The sequence below is a fragment of the Flavobacterium chungangensis genome, from assembly GCF_042654045.1.
Taxonomy (GTDB): Bacteria; Bacteroidota; Bacteroidia; order Flavobacteriales; family Flavobacteriaceae; genus Flavobacterium; species Flavobacterium chungangensis.
On record NZ_JBHSFY010000010.1, the window covers coordinates 68466 to 89792 of the forward strand.

Here is a 21327-nt window from a genome sequence, read left to right on the forward strand (position 1 = left end):
ATGAAGAAATTTAGATTTTATGCAATAACATTATGTTCAGTTTTAATACTGAGCGCTTTTAGTTTTAAGTCGAAGGTAACGACCATTTATTTAATAGGAGATTCTACAGTTGCCGATTATTCGTTAGAAGAAAATTATCAAACTAAAAAGTTTCCGCAGGTTGGTTGGGGACAGGTTTTTCAGCCTTTTTTTCAAAAAGACAGTTTAAAATTGGTTTCTAATGTTTTAGGTTCTGCCAAAGAAGTAAAAGTAGATGACCGTGCAAAAGGGGGTAGAAGCACGAGGACTTTTTTTCAGGAAGGGCGCTGGGCTTCGGTTTACCAATCACTTCAAAAAGGAGATGTTGTCATGATGCAGTTTGGTCATAATGATGCTTCTGTAGAGAAAACAGAACGTTATGTAAATATTGAAGGTTACAAAGAGTTTCTTCGACTTTTTATTAATCAGACCAAAGAAAAAGGCGCAACACCAATTGTGCTTACTCCAGTTGCTAGAAATTACCCTTGGAAAGATGGGAAATTAAGTAATGTTCATGGCGAATATCCGCAAGCGGTTATTGAGGTTGCAAAGGAATTGAATGTAAAATACATTGATCTGAATGAACTTTCGATGAATTTCTTCTCTTCAAAAGGCCAAGAATATGTCACTACAAATTACTTTATGAATTTTGAAGCGGGTAAGTTTCCTGCTTTTCCTGAGGGACAAAAGGACAATACACATTTCCAAACTCAGGGCGGAATTGAAGTTGCTCGATTGGTTTTTAATGCAATGAAGAAATTATAGGTTTATAAAAATAAGGTAAGCCCGCTAATGATTGGATTTAGCGGGCTTTTTTGTGCTTTCCATTCATCACAAAAATCAAAAAAAAAGCTATTTGCAATTTGTTGGTCAGAATTTACTTTTAAAAATATTTTTTTTTAGTAAAATAAATTAAGGATTTTTTTTGAGTATCCTGTAGCTATCCTTTATTTGTTTTTGTAAGCTTTTTAATCTAAAAAAATATACTTATAGTATTTATCTCTATCGTTTTCGTAAAAATTAGTATTTTCTAAGCTATTATCTATCAGCAGTGATAGTAATTAGTTTTGCAGAATATATACTATATGTTTATTTTTGATAACAATCTTATTGTTTTTTAGTCAAAATGAGTTTTTAAATTTTGTTATAAGCAAACATTTGTCTTAAATATTTGGGTTCGTCTATTTTTTCCATTCGTTTTTTATTAATATTGTTTTTTTTGAGTGTTTTTTTTTGAAATAACATGATTAAAACAGGATAGAGCAGGACGGTTCTAATGTGTCATCGTCATATTTTTGGAATATTAAAATAAATGTGTTTTAAACATTTAATAAAATTAATTTAAGATCCCATTAAGAAAAATTTTGTTAAGAGAAGAGGCGCATTAAACATGACTAACTAACAATTAATAACCTAACCAAAAAAAACATTTATGAAACAAGCACTTATAAAAAGATGTAGTTTTCTTTTGTTTGCACTGATGAGTGTATTGAGTTATGCTCAAAATCAAGTTACAGTAACGGGAACCGTTACAGACAATTTAGGTGGACTATTACCTGGAGTTAACGTAACTGAAAAATCTACCAAAAATTCAGTGACAACAGATTACAATGGAAAGTATCAAATTAAAGTTAAAAGCGGAGGGACATTAGTATTTTCTTTTATCGGAATGAAGAAAATAGAAATTCCTCTTAATAATCGTTCTATTGTTAATGCAAAAATGGAAGACGATTTTAATCAATTAGAAAATATTGTTGTAGTTGGTTACGGTAGTCAGAAGAAAAAAGAACTTACAGGAGCGATTGCTACTATTAAGGCAGATGACTTAATGGATTTACCTGTAACCAATTTATCTGACGCATTAAAAGGATTAGTTCCTGGTGTTACTGTTACTAGTGGTACTGGTCGTCCTGGGGATGCAGGATCTGTTCAAATCCGTCAAACTTTTAGTTTATCTAAAGATGGAGGTTTTAGTACACCTTTAATCATTATTGATGATATGATTCAGGTTGATCCAAGTAATGGTAAGCCTACATTAGAGCAATTCAACAGATTAGATCCTTCTGAGATTGAAAGTATTACGGTATTAAAAGATGGTTCTGCTGCAATTTACGGTTCGCGTGCTTCACAAGGAGCAATTGTTGTAAAAACAAAACGTGGTAAAGCTGGTAAAGCAAAGTTTTCATACAATAGCCAATTTGCAATAAATGATGCAGTGAGCCACAGTAAAGTATTGGATGCTTACGAATTTGGAGTTTTTAGCAACAGATTTTTTAAATCTAGAGTAGCAGCGCCTGCTGTTATTGATCCAGCTACTATCTATTCGGATGCAGAATTGGAGCAAATGAAAGGCTTAAATTATAACTGGTTAAAAGAAGCTTGGAAACCAGCTATTCAGCAAAAACACTCTTTTAATGTGAGTGGAGGTACCGAAGATATTACCTATTTTGCTGGTGCAACTTATTTGACACAAGATGCAAATTTAGGAAATCAAAAGTATGATAAATGGAACTTCCGTACAGGTATCAATGCGAAAATTGCTAAGAATTTAGATTTTTCTGCTTCTGTTTCTGGAAACGTTGGAACGGTTGATAAATCATTCACTAAAGCATCATCAAATATTAGTGATGGTAGTTATGCTTCTGCTGCAGGTGGAGAACAAGCAGATTACGGATTCTTGTTACACATGCCGCAACATGTGCCTTGGCAAACAAATGTAGATGGTAAAAATTATTATGTTTCTCCATTTCCTAACTCAAACAAAAACTTTGGAAGCGCGAATGCAAATAATAATATTGCAGGGTGGAACTATTTTGCCAATTTAAATAATGGTTCACATCAAGTTACTGATGATAATACATTCAATGTAAATGCTTCCTTAAATTATAAATTGGCTGCAGTTAAAGGATTATCTTTCAAAGTTACGTATTCTAGAAATCAAAGTTCTGCTTACACAGAGCAAATTCAATTGCCTTATGATCTAGTTAGAATTAGAGATTATCAACTTCAAGACAAACACTTAGCAAGTGCTGCTAATCCTAGTTTTTATAATGCAACAACAAATCCAACAGGTAGTTATATTTTAGAGACGAATGTAAGAAACTCCAGAGTGTATTATAACAATACAGACGGTAAAAGTACTCAAGGAGATTTCATGATCAACTATGACAGAACTTTTGGAGATCATCAAATTGGAGCCATGGTAGGTGGTGAAGCTTCTGAAGTATACAATACATTTACACGTTTGGCTTATGAGCAAACAGGTAAAGATTATTTAGGAGATTATCGTACAGCTGGTACATTAAGCCTTTCTAATAGCCAGGCTACAAAAGTTGAAGGAGGAACATTGTCTTATTTTGGACGTTTAAATTATAGCTTTAAACAAAAATATTTATTCCAGTTTATTTTACGTAGTGATGCTTCAACAAAATTTGCACCAGAGAATTATTGGGGAACTTTCCCATCTGTTCAAGTGGGTTGGGTAATGTCTAAAGAAAATTGGTTTGAAAAAGGATTGCCTTGGGTTGACTTCTTTAAAATTCGTTACTCTATTGGTAAAACAGGAAAAGATAATATTCAGCCTTGGAGATGGGAGCAATATTATGATCTTATCGTAGACAAAGGTTTTCAGTTTGGACCTGGTACAGCAACGAGTGGTGGTGGATTTAATGGAAATGGTTTGACTCCTAGAGTAAATCCAAATAGAAATGTAACATGGGACACTACTATAAAAAACAACGTTGGAGTTGATATTAATTTGTTGAAAAACAGATTAAACTTTACTTATGATTTTTATTACGATAAAAATACAGATATGTTAACAGATATGAGCAGTGCTGTAGGTGTGCCAATTTCTGTAGGAGGAGCTTATGCTGAACAAAACTATGGTCAAATTGACGCATGGGGACATGAATTTGCTATTAACTGGAGTGATAAGATAAAAAGTAACATGAGTTACAATGTTGGAATCAACTTTAGCTACAATAATAATGAAATCAAAAAATATCCAGATCAAGGAAATCTTGTTCCGTCAAGTAATACGACACGTGTAGGATATTCATCATTTAATCCAGTATGGGGATTTGCAGTTTGGAAAGGAACTTCTACAGGAGATGGTATTTTACGTACAGATGAAGATATTGCAAATTACTGGGCATATTTAACAGAACGTGCTACAGCAGTTGGAGGAGTGCCAAGATATTTTGATATCAACTCTGTTTCTGGAATGAGAAAAGGATCTTTAGCTTATCAAGATGTTGCTGGACAACTTAATCCAGATGGAACATTAGCACCAGCAGACGGACAAATCATGAAAGAGAATGATTATGTGAAATTGGCTAACAGCAGTAGAACTTATGGTTTTACAACCAATTTAGGATTTAAATATGATGGATTCTCTTTGAGAACTCAAATTTCAACTTCTTGGGGAGGAGCTAATTTTGTAGACTTAGTAAATCAAGGTACATCATCTGCAAACAATATGTGGTCTCGCGAGAGTTTCTGGAGAGATATGTATGATGCTGAGGATAATCCAAATGGTAAATATCCAAATGTAGCACAATGGACCTATATGTCTAGCCCATCAGATTTCTGGCAGCTAAACACTTTCCGTTGTTTTGTTAGAAACTTAAGTCTTAACTATGACATCCCTAAGAAAGTTTTTGCAGATACAAAAATTGCTGCTATAACATTGGGAGTAACAGGTAATAATCTTTGGGATTTATACAATCCTTATCCAGATCATTATAGAAATATGTATGATAATTCTTCTGTAAATTATCCTACACTTAGAACTTGGTCGCTTAATTTTAACGTATCATTCTAATCAAAATTAAAAGAAACTATGAAAACACCATTTAAATATATAACACTATCACTATTGCTTGCTGTAGGTGCTGCTTCTTGTAGTGATGATTTTCTAAAGGATAAGAAAGGTTATGGCTTTTACGATGATACATTCTACCAAACCCAAGAGCGTGCACAAGCCTATGTAGACAATCAATATTATGATTTCTATAATGCTTATAAGTCGCCAACTGCTACAATTATTGGTTCTTATACAGATGCAAATTCAAGATTGACAGAAGAGTTAGGTGGAACACAAGATTTTATCAATCCAAACAAAACACTTATAAACTCTGCTGATGCAAGTGGTTATTATGGAGCTAAATTGGCAACTAGTATCAATAACCATCCATACAACAGAATTAGAGAGTGTAATGCCTTTTTAGAAGACATTGATGTAAAAGGTTCTAATTTGGATAAAACATTTCGTGACCAAGCAAAAGGACAGATGTATTATATGCGTGCTATGCAGTACTTTGATCTAATGCGTGTTTATGGAGGAGTTCCTATTGTAACAACTGTTCAAGATGCATCGGCTACTGATGCTTCAATACAATTGCCTAGAGCAAAAGTTTCTGAAGTTGTAGCGCAAATCGTTAGCGATTTAGACATGGCAGCAAGTTTATTACCTAGTAACTGGGGAGCTGCAGCTTACGGACGTTTTACTAAAGGAGCTGCGATGGCTCAGAAATCTAGAGTACTTTTAACATTTGCAAGCCCTTTATTTAATAAAAATTGGGACGGTTCAAACGAACGTTGGGAAGCGGCTTTGAAAGCAGGATTGGAAGCAGAAGCTCAATTGACTGCCGATGGTTACGGATTATATGGAAGCACTGCAAAACAATGGGAACAAATGTTCTTGATTGATAACGCTTTCTGTTCAGAAGCAATCACAGTACAACTTTGCGGATTTGGTGTTACTTCTCAAGCAATTAATAACTCTTGGGAAAAAGGAATCCGTTTATTGAGTTTAGGTGGAACAGGTGGAGGAGTTGCTGCTCCAAAAGAAATGATTGATTTATTCCCGATGGCAAATGGTAGTAGACCAACTGCAGCAAACGGTTACAATGATTTTACTTTCTTCGTAAATAGAGATCCTAGATTTTACAGAACTTTTGCCTTCTCTGGTTCAAAATGGGGAAGCAAAGAAACTCCAAATAGTGTTCTTTGGGCTTACCGTTGGTTAGATGGTTCAAATAAAGCAGGGTTTTCAGATGGAAATACTGCAATATCAAGTCCAGCATTCGTAAGAAAAATGACGAATACTGCGGCTAGTAAAGAAACAAACTTCCAGTATTCTGGTACAGATATTTTTGAATACCGCTATGCTGAATTATTATTAAACATTGCAGAATGTTATGCTGCTTTAGGTCAAACTAGTAACACTATAGCTTATTTAGGAAGAATTAGAAATCGTGTTGGTATTCCTTCAGCAAACAATTACGGAATTGGAACACTTTCAGATAAGTATCAAGCAATTGAAGCTGTTTTATATGAGCGTAGAGTAGAATTGGCTTACGAAGGAAAACGTTTTTGGGATGTTCAAAGATGGATGTTATATGATAATGAAGTATTACCTGGAGTTACAGGAGGTACTGTAAGTAAATTGGGTTTAACACCAATTAACGGAACAAAACGTACTGGTAACTTTTTACAATATAGAGTTTCAACATCTTCAGCAACTACAGATCCTTTGGCTAGTGCTCGTGCAAATGTAGTAGCAGATCCAGATGCGGCAAATTTCCAAGCTCAATTAGCAACATTGGCAACATTTTATAATACAAACTTTATCCGTACAGCATTAGTTACGCCTATGGATAACTTTAATGGAGCGCCAGTTAATATCAAATTCAATCCTAACTATTATATTAATGGTTTAAATACAACGGCTTTAACTGCAAATCCGTGGCTATTACAAACCATTGGATGGAATGATAACTTTGGTGGACTAGGCACTTTCAATTATCAAGAATAGATTTTTATTAAAAAACAGATATATTACAAAGCTTTTCACCTGTATTCGTCAAAAGATACAGGTGATTTGTTTAAAAAGAATTACCACAACTACAAATTAACATGAAAAATTCCGCATTATTTATCGCATCATCTCTGCTTTTTTTAGGAAGTGCAAAATGTTTTGCACAATATCCGAAGATAAGTCCAGAAGTTCAGGCTCAAGAAAAAGCAATTAAAGAAGAAGCTCAAAGACTTTCTGATGAAGCTTGGACAAAAGCTTTAGTTGTTATTGAAGAAGAAGCAAAACAAGGAAAACCTTATATCCCGTGGGCAGCAAGACCGACCGATTTACCTCAGGCAGAAATCCCTGCTTTTCCAGGTGCTGAAGGTGGTGGAATGTACACATTTGGAGGTCGTGGCGGAAAAGTTTATACGGTAACAAGTCTAGAAGACCGTGGACCAGGTACTTTACGTGAAGCCTGCGAGCAAGGAGGAGCGAGAATAGTGGTATTTAATGTTGCTGGAATTATCAGATTAAAAAGTCCGTTGATTATACGTGCGCCTTACATTACAATTGCAGGACAGACAGCTCCTGGAGATGGAATTTGTATTGCAGGAGAATCAACTTGGATTGATACGCATGATGTAATTATCAGACACGTACGTTTCCGTCGTGGAGAAACTTTTGTAGGACGTCGTGATGATGCTATTGGAGGAAATCCTGTTGGAAACATCATGATCGACCACGTTTCTGCAACTTGGGGATTAGACGAAAATATGTCAATCTACAGACACATGTACAATCCTGGACCAGGTTACCCAGATATTAAAGTGGGAACGGTAAATATTACGATCCAAAACAGTTTATTCGGAGAAGCTTTGGATACTTACAATCACGCTTTCGGAAGTACTTTAGGTGGAGAAAATTGCTCTTTCATGAGAAATATGTGGGCTAACAATGCAGGAAGAAACCCTTCTATCGGTTGGAATGGAATTTTCAATTTTGTAAATAACGTAGTTTTCAACTGGTACAATAGATCTACAGATGGTGGAGATTATACTGCTAATTACAACATCATCAACAACTTCTACAAACCAGGACCTGTAACCGATTTAACTCAGCCAATCAGCTATAGAATTTTAAAACCAGAATCGGGAAGAAGTAAATTGCCATATGTGGTTTTCGGAAGAGCTTACGTAAACGGAAATATTATTGACGGAAACGAAAAAGTGACTAAAGATAATTGGGACGGCGGTATTCAGCTTGAAAATAAAAAAGGCGAATTAATGACTTACGATGAAGCAAAAGAATATTTTGCTAAAATGAAAGCAGCTAAACCTTTTCCAATGCCATGGTTCCGTCCATTCATGAAAGCAGACGAAGCATATGAATTTGTTCTTAAAAATGTGGGAGCAACTTTACCAATAAGAGATAAAGTAGACGAAAGAATCGTAAGAACTGTAAAAACTGGAGTTCCAGAATATGCAAAAGGATTAGAGAAAAAGACTTTCTACCAATTCGAACACAGACGTTTACCGATGGATTCGTATAAAAAAGGAATCATCACTGATATTTCTCAAGTTGGAGGATATCCAGAATACAAAGGAAAACCTTATGTAGATACTGACAAAGACGGAATGCCAGATGCATGGGAGAAAAAATACGGTTTAAATCCGAATGATCCATCTGATGCGCAAGGAGATTTAAATGGAGATGGATATACCAATATCGAAGATTACATCAACGGTGTAAATCCTGCGATAAAAGTAGACTGGAAAGATTTGACTAATAATAAAGAAACATTAGTTAGACCTTTATTAGATTTAAAATAGGAACAATTTTTGAAAACATTCCTGTTTTAAGAAGCAGGAATGTTTTTAAAAAGAGCCTGAAAGGCTCAAAGCACTAATATAGGACAACGTCCTATGTATAAAGTAATGAAAGAAAAAAGCCCTGAAAGGGCGAAAGCAATTAATGAAATATAGACAAAGGCTTGCGCCCTTTCAGGGCTTTGCTATATGATTTGTTTGTAATTCATAGGATTTTATCCTATGGTTTTGCTTAAAGGCCGTTGGCCTTATGATTGAGTTAAAAAAATAACTAAAAAAATAAAGACAATGGCACTAAATAAATTAAACGCTGGTTTATTATCGCTGGTTTTTGCATTTTCAAGTTTAAATGCACAACAGCATTTAGATCCTGAATATGTAAAGGTTACCAACGAAAGAGCTGCAAAAATCGTTACCAAATTAGATTTGAAAAACGAAGCAAAAGAGAAAGCAGTTTCAAATATTATCGCACAGCAATTCAGAGATTTAACTGAAATTCAGGACGGAAGAGATGCTGAAATAAAAAAAGTAAAAGAAGATACTTCTTTAGCTAAAGAAAAGCAAAACGAAAAGATTGATAAACTGAAAACAAAAGCAGACGAATCAATTGCAAAACTGCATAAATCTTACATCAAAAAATTAAGTAAAGAATTATCAGAAGATAAAATTACTGAGGTTAAAGACGGAATGACTTATGGCGTGCTTCCAATAACAGTTGCAGGTTACAATGACATGCTTCCAAATTTAACAGCAGAACAAAAAGACTACATCTATAAAGCTTTAGTTGAAGCTAGAGAACATGCAATGGACGCAGGTTCATCTAAAGAAAAGCACGGCTGGTTTGGTAAATATAAAGGAAGAATCAATAACTATTTATCAAAACAAGGTTACGATCTTAATAAAGAAAGTAAAGATTGGCACGAACGTGTTGAGCAAAGAGAGAAGAATAAAGTAAAAGATTCTACTGCAAAAGAATAATTTTCTCCTTTAAAACTTTCTATTACAACTTTTAACTACAACCACACACAATTCAATGCAAAATATTTTCCCAAACCATACTTTAAAAAGAACATTTATGGCGTTGTCATTTTGTTCTCTTGTGTCATCGGCATATGCGCAATATCCTGTAATTCCAAAACCTGTTCAGGAAAAAGCAGATGCTATTTTGGCTGATGAAGAAAAAAGGCTGAGCGAAATTTGGAATGCCAATCTTCACATCATCAAAGAAGAGGCAAAACAAGGAAAACCGTATTTACCTTGGGCATCTTATCCAAAAGATTTTGTTTTGGCGGATATTCCTGCTTTTCCAGGTGCTGAAGGTGGTGGCGCATATACACAGGGAGGTCGTGGCGGAAAAATATTTGTAATTACGAGTTTAGAAGACAGCGGAAAAGGAACTTTTCGTGAAGCCTGCGAAGCAGTTGGAGCAAGAACTATTGTTTTCAATGTTTCGGGGATTATTCAATTGAAAAAAAGAATTAGCATGCGTGCGCCTTACGTAACCATTGCGGGGCAAACTGCTCCGGGTGACGGAATTTGTATTGCCGGAGAAACTTTAGAAATCGACACACATGACGTTATCATTAGACACATGCGTTTTAGACGTGGTGCAACTGAGGTAACAAGAAGAGACGATGCTTTGGGCGGAAATCCAATGGGAAATATTATTGTAGATCACTGCTCAGTAAGCTGGGGATTAGATGAAAATATTTCGTTATACAGACATCAATTTGCAGCTAATGCAAAATCTAAACTGGAAAAATTACCTGCTTGTAATATCACCATTCAAAACACTATTTCATCAGAAGGTTTAGATACCTATAACCATGCTTTTGGAAGTACAATCGGCGGATTAAATAGTACTTTTATGCGCAATTTATGGGCGGATAACATTTCTAGAAATGCTTCTATCGGAATGTATGGCGACTTTAATTTTGTGAATAACGTAGTATTCAATTGGTGGAATCGTACACTTGACGGAGGTGATTATCGTTCAATGTTAAATATCATCAACAATTATTTTAAACCAGGGCCAATAACTCCTGTAAACGAGCCTATTTCGCATAGAATTGTAAAACCTGAATCTGGATATATTGAGCCAAAACAATACGGAAGGGCATATGTTTCAGGAAACTTTATTGTTGGTTCTCCTGAGGTGACAGCTGACAATTGGAATGGTGGTGTGCAATTGGAAAACCTTCCAGAAGCAGAAACGGCAGCATTTTTAGCAGCAATAAAACAGCCAAAACCATTCTCAATGCCAAAATTTAATATCATGTCGGCAGAAGAAGCTTATGATTTTGTTTTGACGAATGTTGGAGCAACTTTACCAAAAAGAGATGCCGTTGACGAAAGAATCATCAAACAGGTCCGCACAGGAAAAATCGAAGTAAAAGACGGTTTAGAAAATTCAATCGGAAAAGAATATATCAAAAGAAGATTACCAGCTGACTCATATAAAAAAGGAATTATAACGCATCCAGACCAAGTTGGCGGATATCCAACTTACAAAGGAAAAGCCTATAAAGATTCGGATAATGATGGAATTCCAGATGCTTGGGAGAAAAAATACGGTTTAAATCCAAACGATGCTTCAGATGCTAATAAAGATGCAAACGGAGACGGATACACCAACATCGAAAAATATTTTAACGGTATAGATCCAAACAGCAAAACAGACTGGACGAAAATTGAAAATAATACGGATACATTAGCTAAGTTGAAAGGATTGTTACAATAAAGTCCTAAATTTATTGCCTATAGAATATAATTTCACGTATCCTAACAGGTTTCCAAAACCTGTTAGGTATTTTTAAGAAATTTAGATTACACTTAATTTCGAAGATGTAAGATCTAAAAAATAATACCTAACAGGTTTTTAAAACCTGTTAGGATAAATCACAACAAAAAATATTTTAAAGTGAACTTCAATCAGCTAAAAAATATAATTTCTCTTCAAAATAAGAATCTATTTTTGTTTTGCTCCGTTTTGTTTTTAGCAACAAATATTGGAAAAGCCCAAAACAATTTCCCAGATATCATCAAAACCAAAGAAGGAAAACTTTCTTTCACTACAGATAGTCAAGGAAATCAAATCCCAGATTTTTCTTTTGCAGGATATCGAAACTCCGAAGTTGCCATTCCAAATTTGGATAACAAAATTTTTGTTTCGCAGCAAGAAGAAGATGCAACGCAGAAAATCCAAAAGGCAATTGATTATGTAAGTGCGTTAAAACCAGATAAATTAGGTTTTCGTGGAGCCGTTTTGTTAGACAAAGGAACTTTCAAAATCAGCGGAACATTATACATTAGAAAATCGGGAGTTGTTTTAAGAGGAAGCGGTAATACCGAAAACGGAACTGTACTTTTAGGAACCGGATTAGAAAGAGAAGCTTTAATTAGAATTTTGGGTGAAAATGATAAAGTGTACAAAGATTCATTTGAATTCGTAAACGCTTACACGCCACTTGGAACGCAGAAAATCCAATTAAAAAATACATCAAAATTAAAAGTTGGCGACGAAATCGAAATCAGCAAACCTCTAACGGATAATTTCATTAAAGAAGTAAACATGCAGGATTTCGGCGGAGAAACTTCTTGGATTGGCTGGAAAAAAGGAGATTGGACGACAACTTGGAATCGTGTTGTAATCAAAATCAACGGAAACGAAGTAACGGTAAATGCTCCAATCACAATGTCTTTAGATGATGTTTTCGGAACTTCAAAAGTAACTGTTTATTCTTGGCAGGGAAGAATTGAAAATAACGGAATTGAAAACATATTAATAAAATCAACCTACAATCCTTCAAATTTAAAAGACGAAGAACATAGATGGCAGGCTATCAGCATTGAAAACACCAGAAATGCTTGGGTAAAACAAGTTAATTTCAAACACTTTGCAGGCGGAGCTGTTACGATTTTAAAAACAAGTCAGCAAATTACAGTTGAAGATTGTATTGCCACAGAACCAATTTCAGAAATCGCTTCATTCAGAAGGCATACTTTTTATACCGAAGGTCAGCAGACTTTATTTCAGCGTTGTTACTCCGAATTTGGATATCATGATTTCGCTGTAGGCGGATTCGGAACAACTGGTCCAAATGTGTTCGTACAATGCGAATCACATTTACCATTCGAAAACAGCGGAGCAATCGGAAGCTGGGCAACAGGAGTATTATTTGATATTGCCAATATCGACGGAAAAGCACTAAGTTATAATAACAGAGAACAAGGCGGAAGAGGAGCAGGATGGACAGCTGCGAATTCTGTAATCTGGGAATCATCGGCATCAAAAGTAGAATGTTATAGTCCGCCAACAGCACAAAACTGGGCTTTTGGAGTTTGGGGACAATTTGGAGGAAACGCACATTGGAAAAACGTAAACGAACATATCAGTCCAAGAAGTTTATTCTACACACAACTAGAAGCCAGATTAGGAAAACTTCCAATTCAGCCTTTTATCTATGATTTAGGTTCAGAAACTTCTTCAAGTCCGAGTGTAGAAGTTGCTGCAGAATTGACTAAAAACGCTGCTACAACGGCAAAAAGTTTACAAGAATTGATTGCAGAAGCTTCAAAAGCAAATCCGATAAATACAAATAATAAAGGCTTAAAAAATGCAAACGATTTAAAAGTTGCTTCAAATAAAACTGAAAAATCAACTTCTAAAGTTACAATAGAAAACGGTTGGTTAACTTTTGAAGGAAAAGTAATTGCAGGAAAACAAACCAACGTAGCTTGGTGGAGAGGCGATTTAACCGATGATTTTGTAAACAAATCAACACCACACATTACTCGTTTTGTACCTGGAAGAACTGGAAATGGATTGACCGATAAAGTACAGGAAACAGTAGATTATTTAACTAAAAACAATATCGTTGCTTTAGAACACAATTATGGTTTGTGGTATGACAGAAGAATGGATGATCACGAACGTGTTCGCCGAATTGATGACGATGTTTGGCCTCCGTTTTACGAACAGCCTTTCGCGAGAAGCGGAAAAGATTTCGCTTGGGATCATTTAAGTAAATACGATTTAACAAAATTCAACGATTGGTATTGGAGCCGTTTGTCGCAGTTTGCAACGCTGGCAGAACCAAACGGACAATTGTTAATCAATCAGCAATATTTTCAGCATAACATTTTAGAAGCCGGAGCGCATTGGGCAAGTTCGCCTTGGCGTTCAGCAAATAATATTAACAGCACAGGATTTCCTGAGCCACCACCTTATGCGGGAGACAAACGTATTTTCATGGCAGAGCAGTTTTATGATATTACAAATGCACAAAGAAGAAAATTACACGAAGGTTTCATCAGAAAATCATTTGAGAACTTTCAGGAAAACAGCAACGTAATTCAGTTAACGAGCGCCGAATATACAGGTCCGCTACATTTTATGGAATTTTGGTTAGACCAAGCTCAAAAATGGAAAGACGAAACAGGCAAAAAAGGTTTAATTGGTTTAAGTGCTACAAAAGATGTTCAAGATGCTATTTTAAATGATGCTAAAAGAAATAAAACCGTTGATGTAATCGACATTCGTTATTGGTATTACAAAGAAGATGGTTCAGCATACGCTCCGCAAGGTGGCGTAAATTTAGCACCGAGACAGCACGCCAGAAAACTAAAAACCGGAAAAGAAACAGATAATCAAGTATATCGCGCCGTTCGTGAATACCGAGAACAATATCCTGAAAAAGTCATTTTATATTCAACAGATGGTTCTTCAAGATTTGGATGGCCGGCTTTGATGGCTGGAGCTTCATTGCCAAACATTCCGAAAATTGAACTGCCTCAGTTTTATGCCGCTTTAAGCGAAATGAAATTAGTTGAAGGAAATACGTTTTCAGACAATCTTTGGAAGTTAGAAAATAAAGGAAAAAGTTATCTTTTCTATTTGAAAAATGACCAAGATATAATAATCGATTTATTAAATGAAAAAGGAACATTTGAAGTATTTGCAATCAATGCTTCAACAGGAAATATAACAAGAAAAGCCAACATAAGCGGAGGAAAACAAGTCACAATCCCTCAAGTCGAAATAAAAGAAAAAGTGCTTTTTGTAGTGAAAAAATAAAAAGAAGAAGTTGCCACGAATTGCACGAATTTGCACGAATTTAATTTTAAAAATTAAATCTGCTTAATCTGTGAAATCTGCGAGAGAAAAAAATTCACGCAGATTTAAAAAAGATCAAAGCAGATTAAGCAGATTTTTTAAAATTTAAATCTGCGCAAATCAGCTAAAATCAGTAAAATCTGCGTGAAATAAAACACAAAGATTATAGAAAATAATTCGTGAATTCATGGCTAACAAACCAAGAAACATAAATTCAAAAACAAACCAAAATGAATCTGAAAATTAAATCTTTATACGCTCTTTGTATAAGCTTTATGTTTACAGCACAAAGCGGATTTTCGCAATCTGCCAAAACAAAAGCATCTCTGCCTGAAATCAAAGTATCTAAAAATCAGCATTATTTTGTTACCGAAAATGAAAAACCATTTTTCTGGTTAGGTGACACAGGTTGGTTGGCATTCGGAAAACTGGATAGAGCGGGAGTAGAGAAATATTTTAAAGACAGAAAAGACAAAGGATTTAATGTCGTTCAAGTAATGGTTTTGCATAATATAAATGCGGTTAACGTTTATGGCGATGCAGCTTTAATCAACGAAGACGTTTCAAAACCCTTAATTACGGCAGGAAATGATTTCAAAGATGCAAAGCAATACGATTATTGGGATCACGTAGATTACACTTTAGACGTGGCCCAAAAAAATGGAATTTATTTAGCCATGGTTCCAGTTTGGGGAACCAACGTTTCAAAAGGAAATAAAGTAAGCAAAGAACAGGCGACAGAATACGCTCATTTCTTGGCTAATCGATATAAAAACAGAACCAACATCATTTGGTTAAATGGTGGAGATACACACGGAAATGAATTTCAAGATATCTGGAATGCCATCGGAAATACTTTAAAAACCAACAATCCAAATCAGTTAGTGACTTTTCATCCTTTTGGAAGAACTGATTCTTCAGAGAACTTCCACAACGAAAAATGGCTGGATTTCAATATGTTCCAATCTGGACACAGAAGATACGATCAGGATTCAGTGAAAACGAATTTCAAAGAAGACAATTACAAATTCGTTCTAAGAGATTTCGAATTAAAACCAGCGAAACCTACACTTGACGGAGAACCATCGTACGAAGGAATTCCACACGGTTTACACGACACTTTACAGCCAAAATGGACAGCAAGTGATGTACGTCGTTACGGATATTGGTCGGTTTTATCAGGCGGTGCAGGTTACACATACGGACACAATGCCGTAATGCAAATGTTCAGAAAAGGCGATAAACCAGCTTACGGAAACAAAGAATTATGGACGTCAGCCATCAATGCGCCTGGAGCAAAACAAATGGTTTATATTAAGAAATTAATGGAAGAAGTGCCATTTTTAGAAGGAGTTCCAGATGTTTCTTTAGTAGTTAACCAAGGCGAGAAATACGATTATATTCCAGCCATAAGAGGCGAAAAATACGCTTTATTATACACTTACAACGGAAGAATAATAGAAGTAAAACTAGGAAAAATTGCTGGCGATAAATTCGAAGCGACTTGGTACAATCCAAGAAATGGAAAGAAAACTAAAATCGGAATATTTGATAACAAAGGAACTCAAAATTTTCAGCCAGAAGGAAAAAAAGAAGATGGTAATGACTGGGTTTTAATTTTGAAGTCAAAGTAAAAAAAGTCTAGTATGTCTTCCTGAGCGAAGTCTAAGGACCGCAACTATTGAACATATTGTTTGATATTGCATGCGCCCTTCGACTTCGCTCAGGGTGACACAAAATGAGAATAAAATATTTCACGCAGATTTAAAATGATTTAAGCAGATTCAGCAGATTTTTAAAAATATAAATCTGCGTTGATCTGCCAAAATCTGCAAGATCTGCGTGAAACCAAAAACATAACTATGAAAAATATACTAATAATACTCTGCTTTATAACTGGATTAAATACCACTTTCGCAAACGACGGCTGGTTAAACATCCTTAACGAAGGCGGAAACAACAAAGGAATAAAATGCACGCAAGCCATTCAGAATGCTATCGAAAAAGCATCTAAAAACGGCGGAGGAACTATCTTTTTTCCTGCAGGAGAATATTTAACTGGAGCCTTAACATTAAGAAGCAACATTACGATTCATTTAGATTCTGGAGCACTTTTAAAGTTTTCAGAGAACTTTGATGATTTTCTTCCGTATGTAGAAATGCGTTACGAAGGAATTGTAATGAAGAGTTTCCAACCTTTATTTTATGCAAAAGACGTTGAAAATATCACAATCACAGGAAGAGGAGTAATCGACGGACAAGGAAAAGCATGGTGGAATGAAGTGTACCGAATCGAAACTGCCAAAGAACCACTTCCTCCAACTAAATATCAAACTATGTGGGAAGAGCAAAATAAAGGCCTTTACACAGAACCATATTACAAAAGAACGGTTGATAAAAAGTTTTTTAGACCATCTTTCTTTCAGGCTTACAACTGCAAAAACATTTTAATCGAAGGCGTAACCTTTCAAAATTCACCTTTCTGGACGATTAATCCAGAATTCTGTGATAATGTAACCGTTACGGGAATTTCGATTTTTAATCCGCATTCGCCAAATACAGACGGAATCAATCCTTCTTCTTCTACTAATGTTCACATTTCAAACTGCCATATCAGCGTTGGCGACGATTGTATCACGATCAAATCTGGTAGAGACGGCGACGGACGTAAATATGGAAAAGCAACAGAAAATGTAACCATTACAAACTGTACCATGTTAAGCGGTCACGGCGGAGTAGTAATTGGAAGTGAAATGTCAGGCGGAATCAAAAAAATTACAATATCCAACTGTGTTTTTGACGGAACAGATCGCGGAATCCGTATCAAATCGGCTCGCGGAAGAGGCGGTGTTGTAGAAGATATTCGCGTCGATAATATCGTCATGAAAAACATCAAAGAAGAAGCTATCGTATTGAGCCTTTTCTACGATAAAGGAACTACAGTTGAACCTGTAACGGAGAAAACGCCGATTTTCAGAAATATCCACATGAGCAATATTACAGCTTCAAACGTAAACAAAGCTGGACAGATTTTGGGAATTACCGAAATGCCAATTCAAAACATTACTTTCTCTAACATTAATATGGACGGAAAAGAAGGTTTTACAGTAAGTACAGCCACAGATGTTGAATTTCATGATGTAAAAGTAAATGCAACAGTAGGTTCTTCTTTCAAAATATCAGATTCAAAAAACATCATTTTAGATAATGTTGGATCTTCAACACCAATAAAAGGCGTCCCAGTTATTAAATTAGATAATGTTTCTAATGCGTTGATTAATAATAATTTTCCATTCAATCCAACCGATATTTTTATCGAAGCGGATGGAAAAGACACTAAAAACATTTTCTTGAAAAACAATGTTTTAAACAACGTTACAACGAAAATAAAAAAAGGAGCTTCTTTAGATAAAAAAGCAATAACAGAATAAAAACTGGTGAGCCAACTTTGTCAAAGTTTCAAACTTTGACAAAGTTTAAACACAACACAACATGAAAAAAATATTCATCATAGTAACCCTTTCACTTTTCGCGATTAGTTATTCGCAGAAAAAGAAAGATTTATATCTTTTTACGTCGTTTAGAGAACCCGCAACAGAAGGTTTATATTTGGCGTACAGCGAAGACGGTTATAATTGGAAAGGATTAGAAGGATCGTTTTTAAAACCAGAAATCGGAGCCAGTAAAATTATGCGTGATCCGTCCATCACAAAAGGAGCAGGCGGAACCTATCACATGGTTTGGACAACTGACTGGAAGGGCGGAAACGGTTTTGGATACGCAAGTTCAAAAGACTTAATTCATTGGTCAGAACAGCAATATATTCCAGTCATGAAAAACGAACCAGAAGTAGTAAATGTTTGGGCACCAGAGATTTTTTATGATGATGTAAAAAAGGAATACATTATTATTTGGGCATCAACAATTCCGTTTAGATATCCAAAAGGAGTAGAAGAAGAGAAAAATAACCACAGAATGTATTATGTAACGACTAAAGATTTCAAAACTTTTTCAGATACAAAATTATATTACGATCCAGGTTTTAGTGTAATTGATTGTGTGATTGTCAAAAAAGGAAAAAAAGATTATGTTTTGGTTTTGAAAGACAATACAAGACCAATGCGAAACATAAAAGTAGCTTTCGGGAAATCGCCTTTAGGTCCGTTTGAAAAGAGTTCAGAGCCTTTAACCGAATATTTATCAGAAGGTCCGACAGTAGTGAAAGTCGGTAAAAACTGGTTGCTATATTATGATAATTACGGTTCAAAAAATTATAAAGCGTTAAGCACAACAGATTTTGTTCATTTTGAAGATGTATCCTCCAAAATAAGCCTTCCCGAAGGACACAAACACGGAACGATTACAACAATCTCTGCTGACGTTTTAAAAGGATTAATTGACAAAAAATAAAATCTGTTAAATCTGCCAAATCAGCGAGAGTAGAAATTTTTCCCGCAGATTTTGCAGATCGAGCAGATAAAAGAAATGTTTAGAAATATTTCACGCAGATTTAAAATGATTTAAGCAGATTAAGCAGATTTTTAATTTTAAATAAAGCAAATAAAATAATCTGATTATATCAGCTAAAATCTGCAAAATCTGCGTGAAACAAAAAAATATAAAATGATTACTTTCCAAAACATAAAAACCAACATCATCACAGCCACAATTCTTTTGGCTTGTACGGCTGTAAATGCACAAAACGACACAGTGCGTTATGTTGGCAAAACACTTTCAAACATCGATTATCATCACGGACAGTTAAGTCCAGCGATTGGAGTTCACGCTACGCAAATTATGCGTGCAAGCCGCGAACATCCTGAAAAAGCAGATGGTTTTGGATGGACGTACAATCACCAGCCGATGATGGCGTATTGGAATAATACCTTTTATCTGCATTATTTAAGCGATCCTTCGGGAGAACATATTCCGCCAAGTCAGACTTTATTAATGACTTCTAAAGACGGTGTAACGTGGACAAAACCAGAAGTGATTTTTCCAATCTATAGAATTCCAGACGGATGGAAAAAAGAAGGCGTTGAAGGCGTTGCCAAAAACCTCGATGCGATTATGCACCAGAGAATGGGATTTTATACGTCAAAAGACAAAAGACTTTTTGCCTTAGCGTATTACGGAATCGCAATGGATGAAAAAGACGATCCAAATGACGGAAAAGGAATTGGACGTGTAATCCGTGAAATCAAGAAAGACGGAAGTTTCGGCGAAATTTATTTCATTAGATACAACAAAATTAGGGACAAATCGAAATCGAAATTCCCATTTTATACCGCATCAAAAGACAAAGGTTTGAAAAAAGCCTGCGAAGAAATTTTATCAGAACCATTAGTTTTACAGCAATGGGTGGAAGAAGCCGATCGTGACGATGAATTGATTCCGTTGCAGAAAACTTACAAAGCATTTAGTTATTACCATCTGCCAAACGGAAATGTAGTGGGTTTATGGAAACATGCTTTAACTTCTATCAGTAAAGACGGCGGAAAATCTTGGGATTATATGCCATTACGTGCGCCAGGATTTGTAAACAGCAACGCCAAAATCTGGGGACAAAAAACATCAGACAATCGTTACGCGACACTTTATAATCCATCAGAATATCGTTGGCCTTTGGCAATTTCGACAAGTGACGATGGTTTAAATTATAAAGATTTATTGTTGGTTCATGGAGAAGTAAGTCCGATGCGTTACGGTGGAAATTATAAGTCAGCAGGTCCTCAATATGTTCGTGGAATTACAGAGAAAAATGGAACTCCGCCAGACGGAAAAATTTGGGTTGGTTATAGTGTAAATAAAGAAGATATTTGGGTTGCTTCGATTCCTGTTCCTGTAACTTCAGAGGTTAAAGAACAAGCAAATGATGTTTTCAATGCACTTCCAGATGGAGAAGAATTAAAATTGTGGAATACGTATGATCTTTCTTGGGCATCAACAAAAATCGAAAAGAAAGCCGATGGTAAGAAATGGCTGACGTTAAGAGATCAGGATTATTTTGATTATTCACGTGCCGAAAGAGTAATTCCTTTTGCATCAAAAATGGAAGCTGTTTTCACAGTAAAACCAGAACAGAATAATCATGGTTTATTGCAGATTGAATTCCAAAACAAACAAGGATTACCTTCAGTAAGATTGGTTTTTGACAGCGATGGACAATTGAAAGTAAAAACAGGAGCACGTTTTAATACAATCGCCAAATACGAAGCGAATAAAACATATAAAGTAGTTGTAAATTTGGATGCTAAAAATCGTTCGTATACGGTAAAAGTAAACGACGAAAAAGAATCAACAAAGATATTTTATGCGCCAACAGACGGTTTCGAGCGAATTATGTTTCGCACAGGAGAGCAAAGACACACGCCAAATCCGGACACCGAGCCAGACACAGATGATTACGACGACCTGCCTCAAACCGGAAAATTAATCCCAGAAGCAGTATTTAATATCGAATCTTTGATTACTAAAAAGTTATAATTATTTTACCATTAAGAAATTAAATAAATTAAGCTGAATGTTTTAGTTTAGTCATTACCATAAAGATATTAAGAGAA

11 protein-coding genes are annotated in these 21327 nt (G+C 35.3%); all 11 read left to right on the forward strand.

Annotated features, from left to right (window positions below):
• The 11 genes from ACFO3N_RS16105 (at window position 1) to ACFO3N_RS16155 (ending at window position 21250) form a co-directional block, all read left to right on the forward strand.
• On the forward strand, window positions 1-783 hold the full coding sequence (locus ACFO3N_RS16105) for a rhamnogalacturonan acetylesterase (RefSeq protein ID WP_379799333.1): 783 nt from the start codon (window positions 1-3) through the stop codon (window positions 781-783).
• 667 nt (window positions 784-1450) lie between these two features.
• On the forward strand, window positions 1451-4843 hold the full coding sequence (locus ACFO3N_RS16110; protein ID WP_379799335.1) for a SusC/RagA family TonB-linked outer membrane protein: 3393 nt from the start codon (window positions 1451-1453) through the stop codon (window positions 4841-4843).
• An 18-nt stretch (window positions 4844-4861) separates the two neighbouring features.
• Window positions 4862-6838, forward strand: coding sequence for a RagB/SusD family nutrient uptake outer membrane protein (locus ACFO3N_RS16115; RefSeq protein WP_379799338.1), 1977 nt, complete (start codon window positions 4862-4864; stop codon window positions 6836-6838).
• A gap of 101 nt (window positions 6839-6939) precedes the next feature.
• The gene (locus ACFO3N_RS16120) at window positions 6940-8652 is read left to right on the forward strand and encodes a polysaccharide lyase (protein ID WP_379799341.1); all 1713 of its coding nucleotides are present in this window, start codon (window positions 6940-6942) and stop codon (window positions 8650-8652) included.
• A 285-nt stretch (window positions 8653-8937) separates the two neighbouring features.
• Entirely contained in the window at window positions 8938-9627 is a 690-nt protein-coding gene (locus tag ACFO3N_RS16125; protein ID WP_379799343.1) for a DUF3826 domain-containing protein, read from the forward strand.
• 55 nt (window positions 9628-9682) lie between these two features.
• The gene (locus tag ACFO3N_RS16130) at window positions 9683-11389 is read left to right on the forward strand and encodes a polysaccharide lyase (RefSeq protein ID WP_379799345.1); all 1707 of its coding nucleotides are present in this window, start codon (window positions 9683-9685) and stop codon (window positions 11387-11389) included.
• A gap of 180 nt (window positions 11390-11569) precedes the next feature.
• Window positions 11570-14725: a DUF6298 domain-containing protein gene (locus tag ACFO3N_RS16135; RefSeq protein WP_379799347.1), complete on the forward strand. Its 3156-nt coding sequence runs from the start codon at window positions 11570-11572 to the stop codon at window positions 14723-14725.
• Between the two features lie 269 nt (window positions 14726-14994).
• On the forward strand, window positions 14995-16398 hold the full coding sequence (locus ACFO3N_RS16140) for a glycoside hydrolase family 140 protein (protein ID WP_379799349.1): 1404 nt from the start codon (window positions 14995-14997) through the stop codon (window positions 16396-16398).
• A gap of 228 nt (window positions 16399-16626) precedes the next feature.
• Window positions 16627-18195, forward strand: a complete 1569-nt coding sequence (locus ACFO3N_RS16145) for a glycoside hydrolase family 28 protein (protein ID WP_379799351.1) — start codon at window positions 16627-16629, stop codon at window positions 18193-18195.
• Window positions 18196-18256: 61 nt separating this feature from the next.
• A complete protein-coding gene (locus ACFO3N_RS16150) occupies window positions 18257-19174 on the forward strand; it encodes a glycoside hydrolase family 43 protein (RefSeq protein WP_379799353.1) in 918 nt (305 codons plus the stop codon).
• 213 nt (window positions 19175-19387) lie between these two features.
• The gene (locus ACFO3N_RS16155) at window positions 19388-21250 is read left to right on the forward strand and encodes a six-hairpin glycosidase (protein WP_379799355.1); all 1863 of its coding nucleotides are present in this window, start codon (window positions 19388-19390) and stop codon (window positions 21248-21250) included.
• Window positions 21251-21327: the final 77 nt, after the last annotated feature.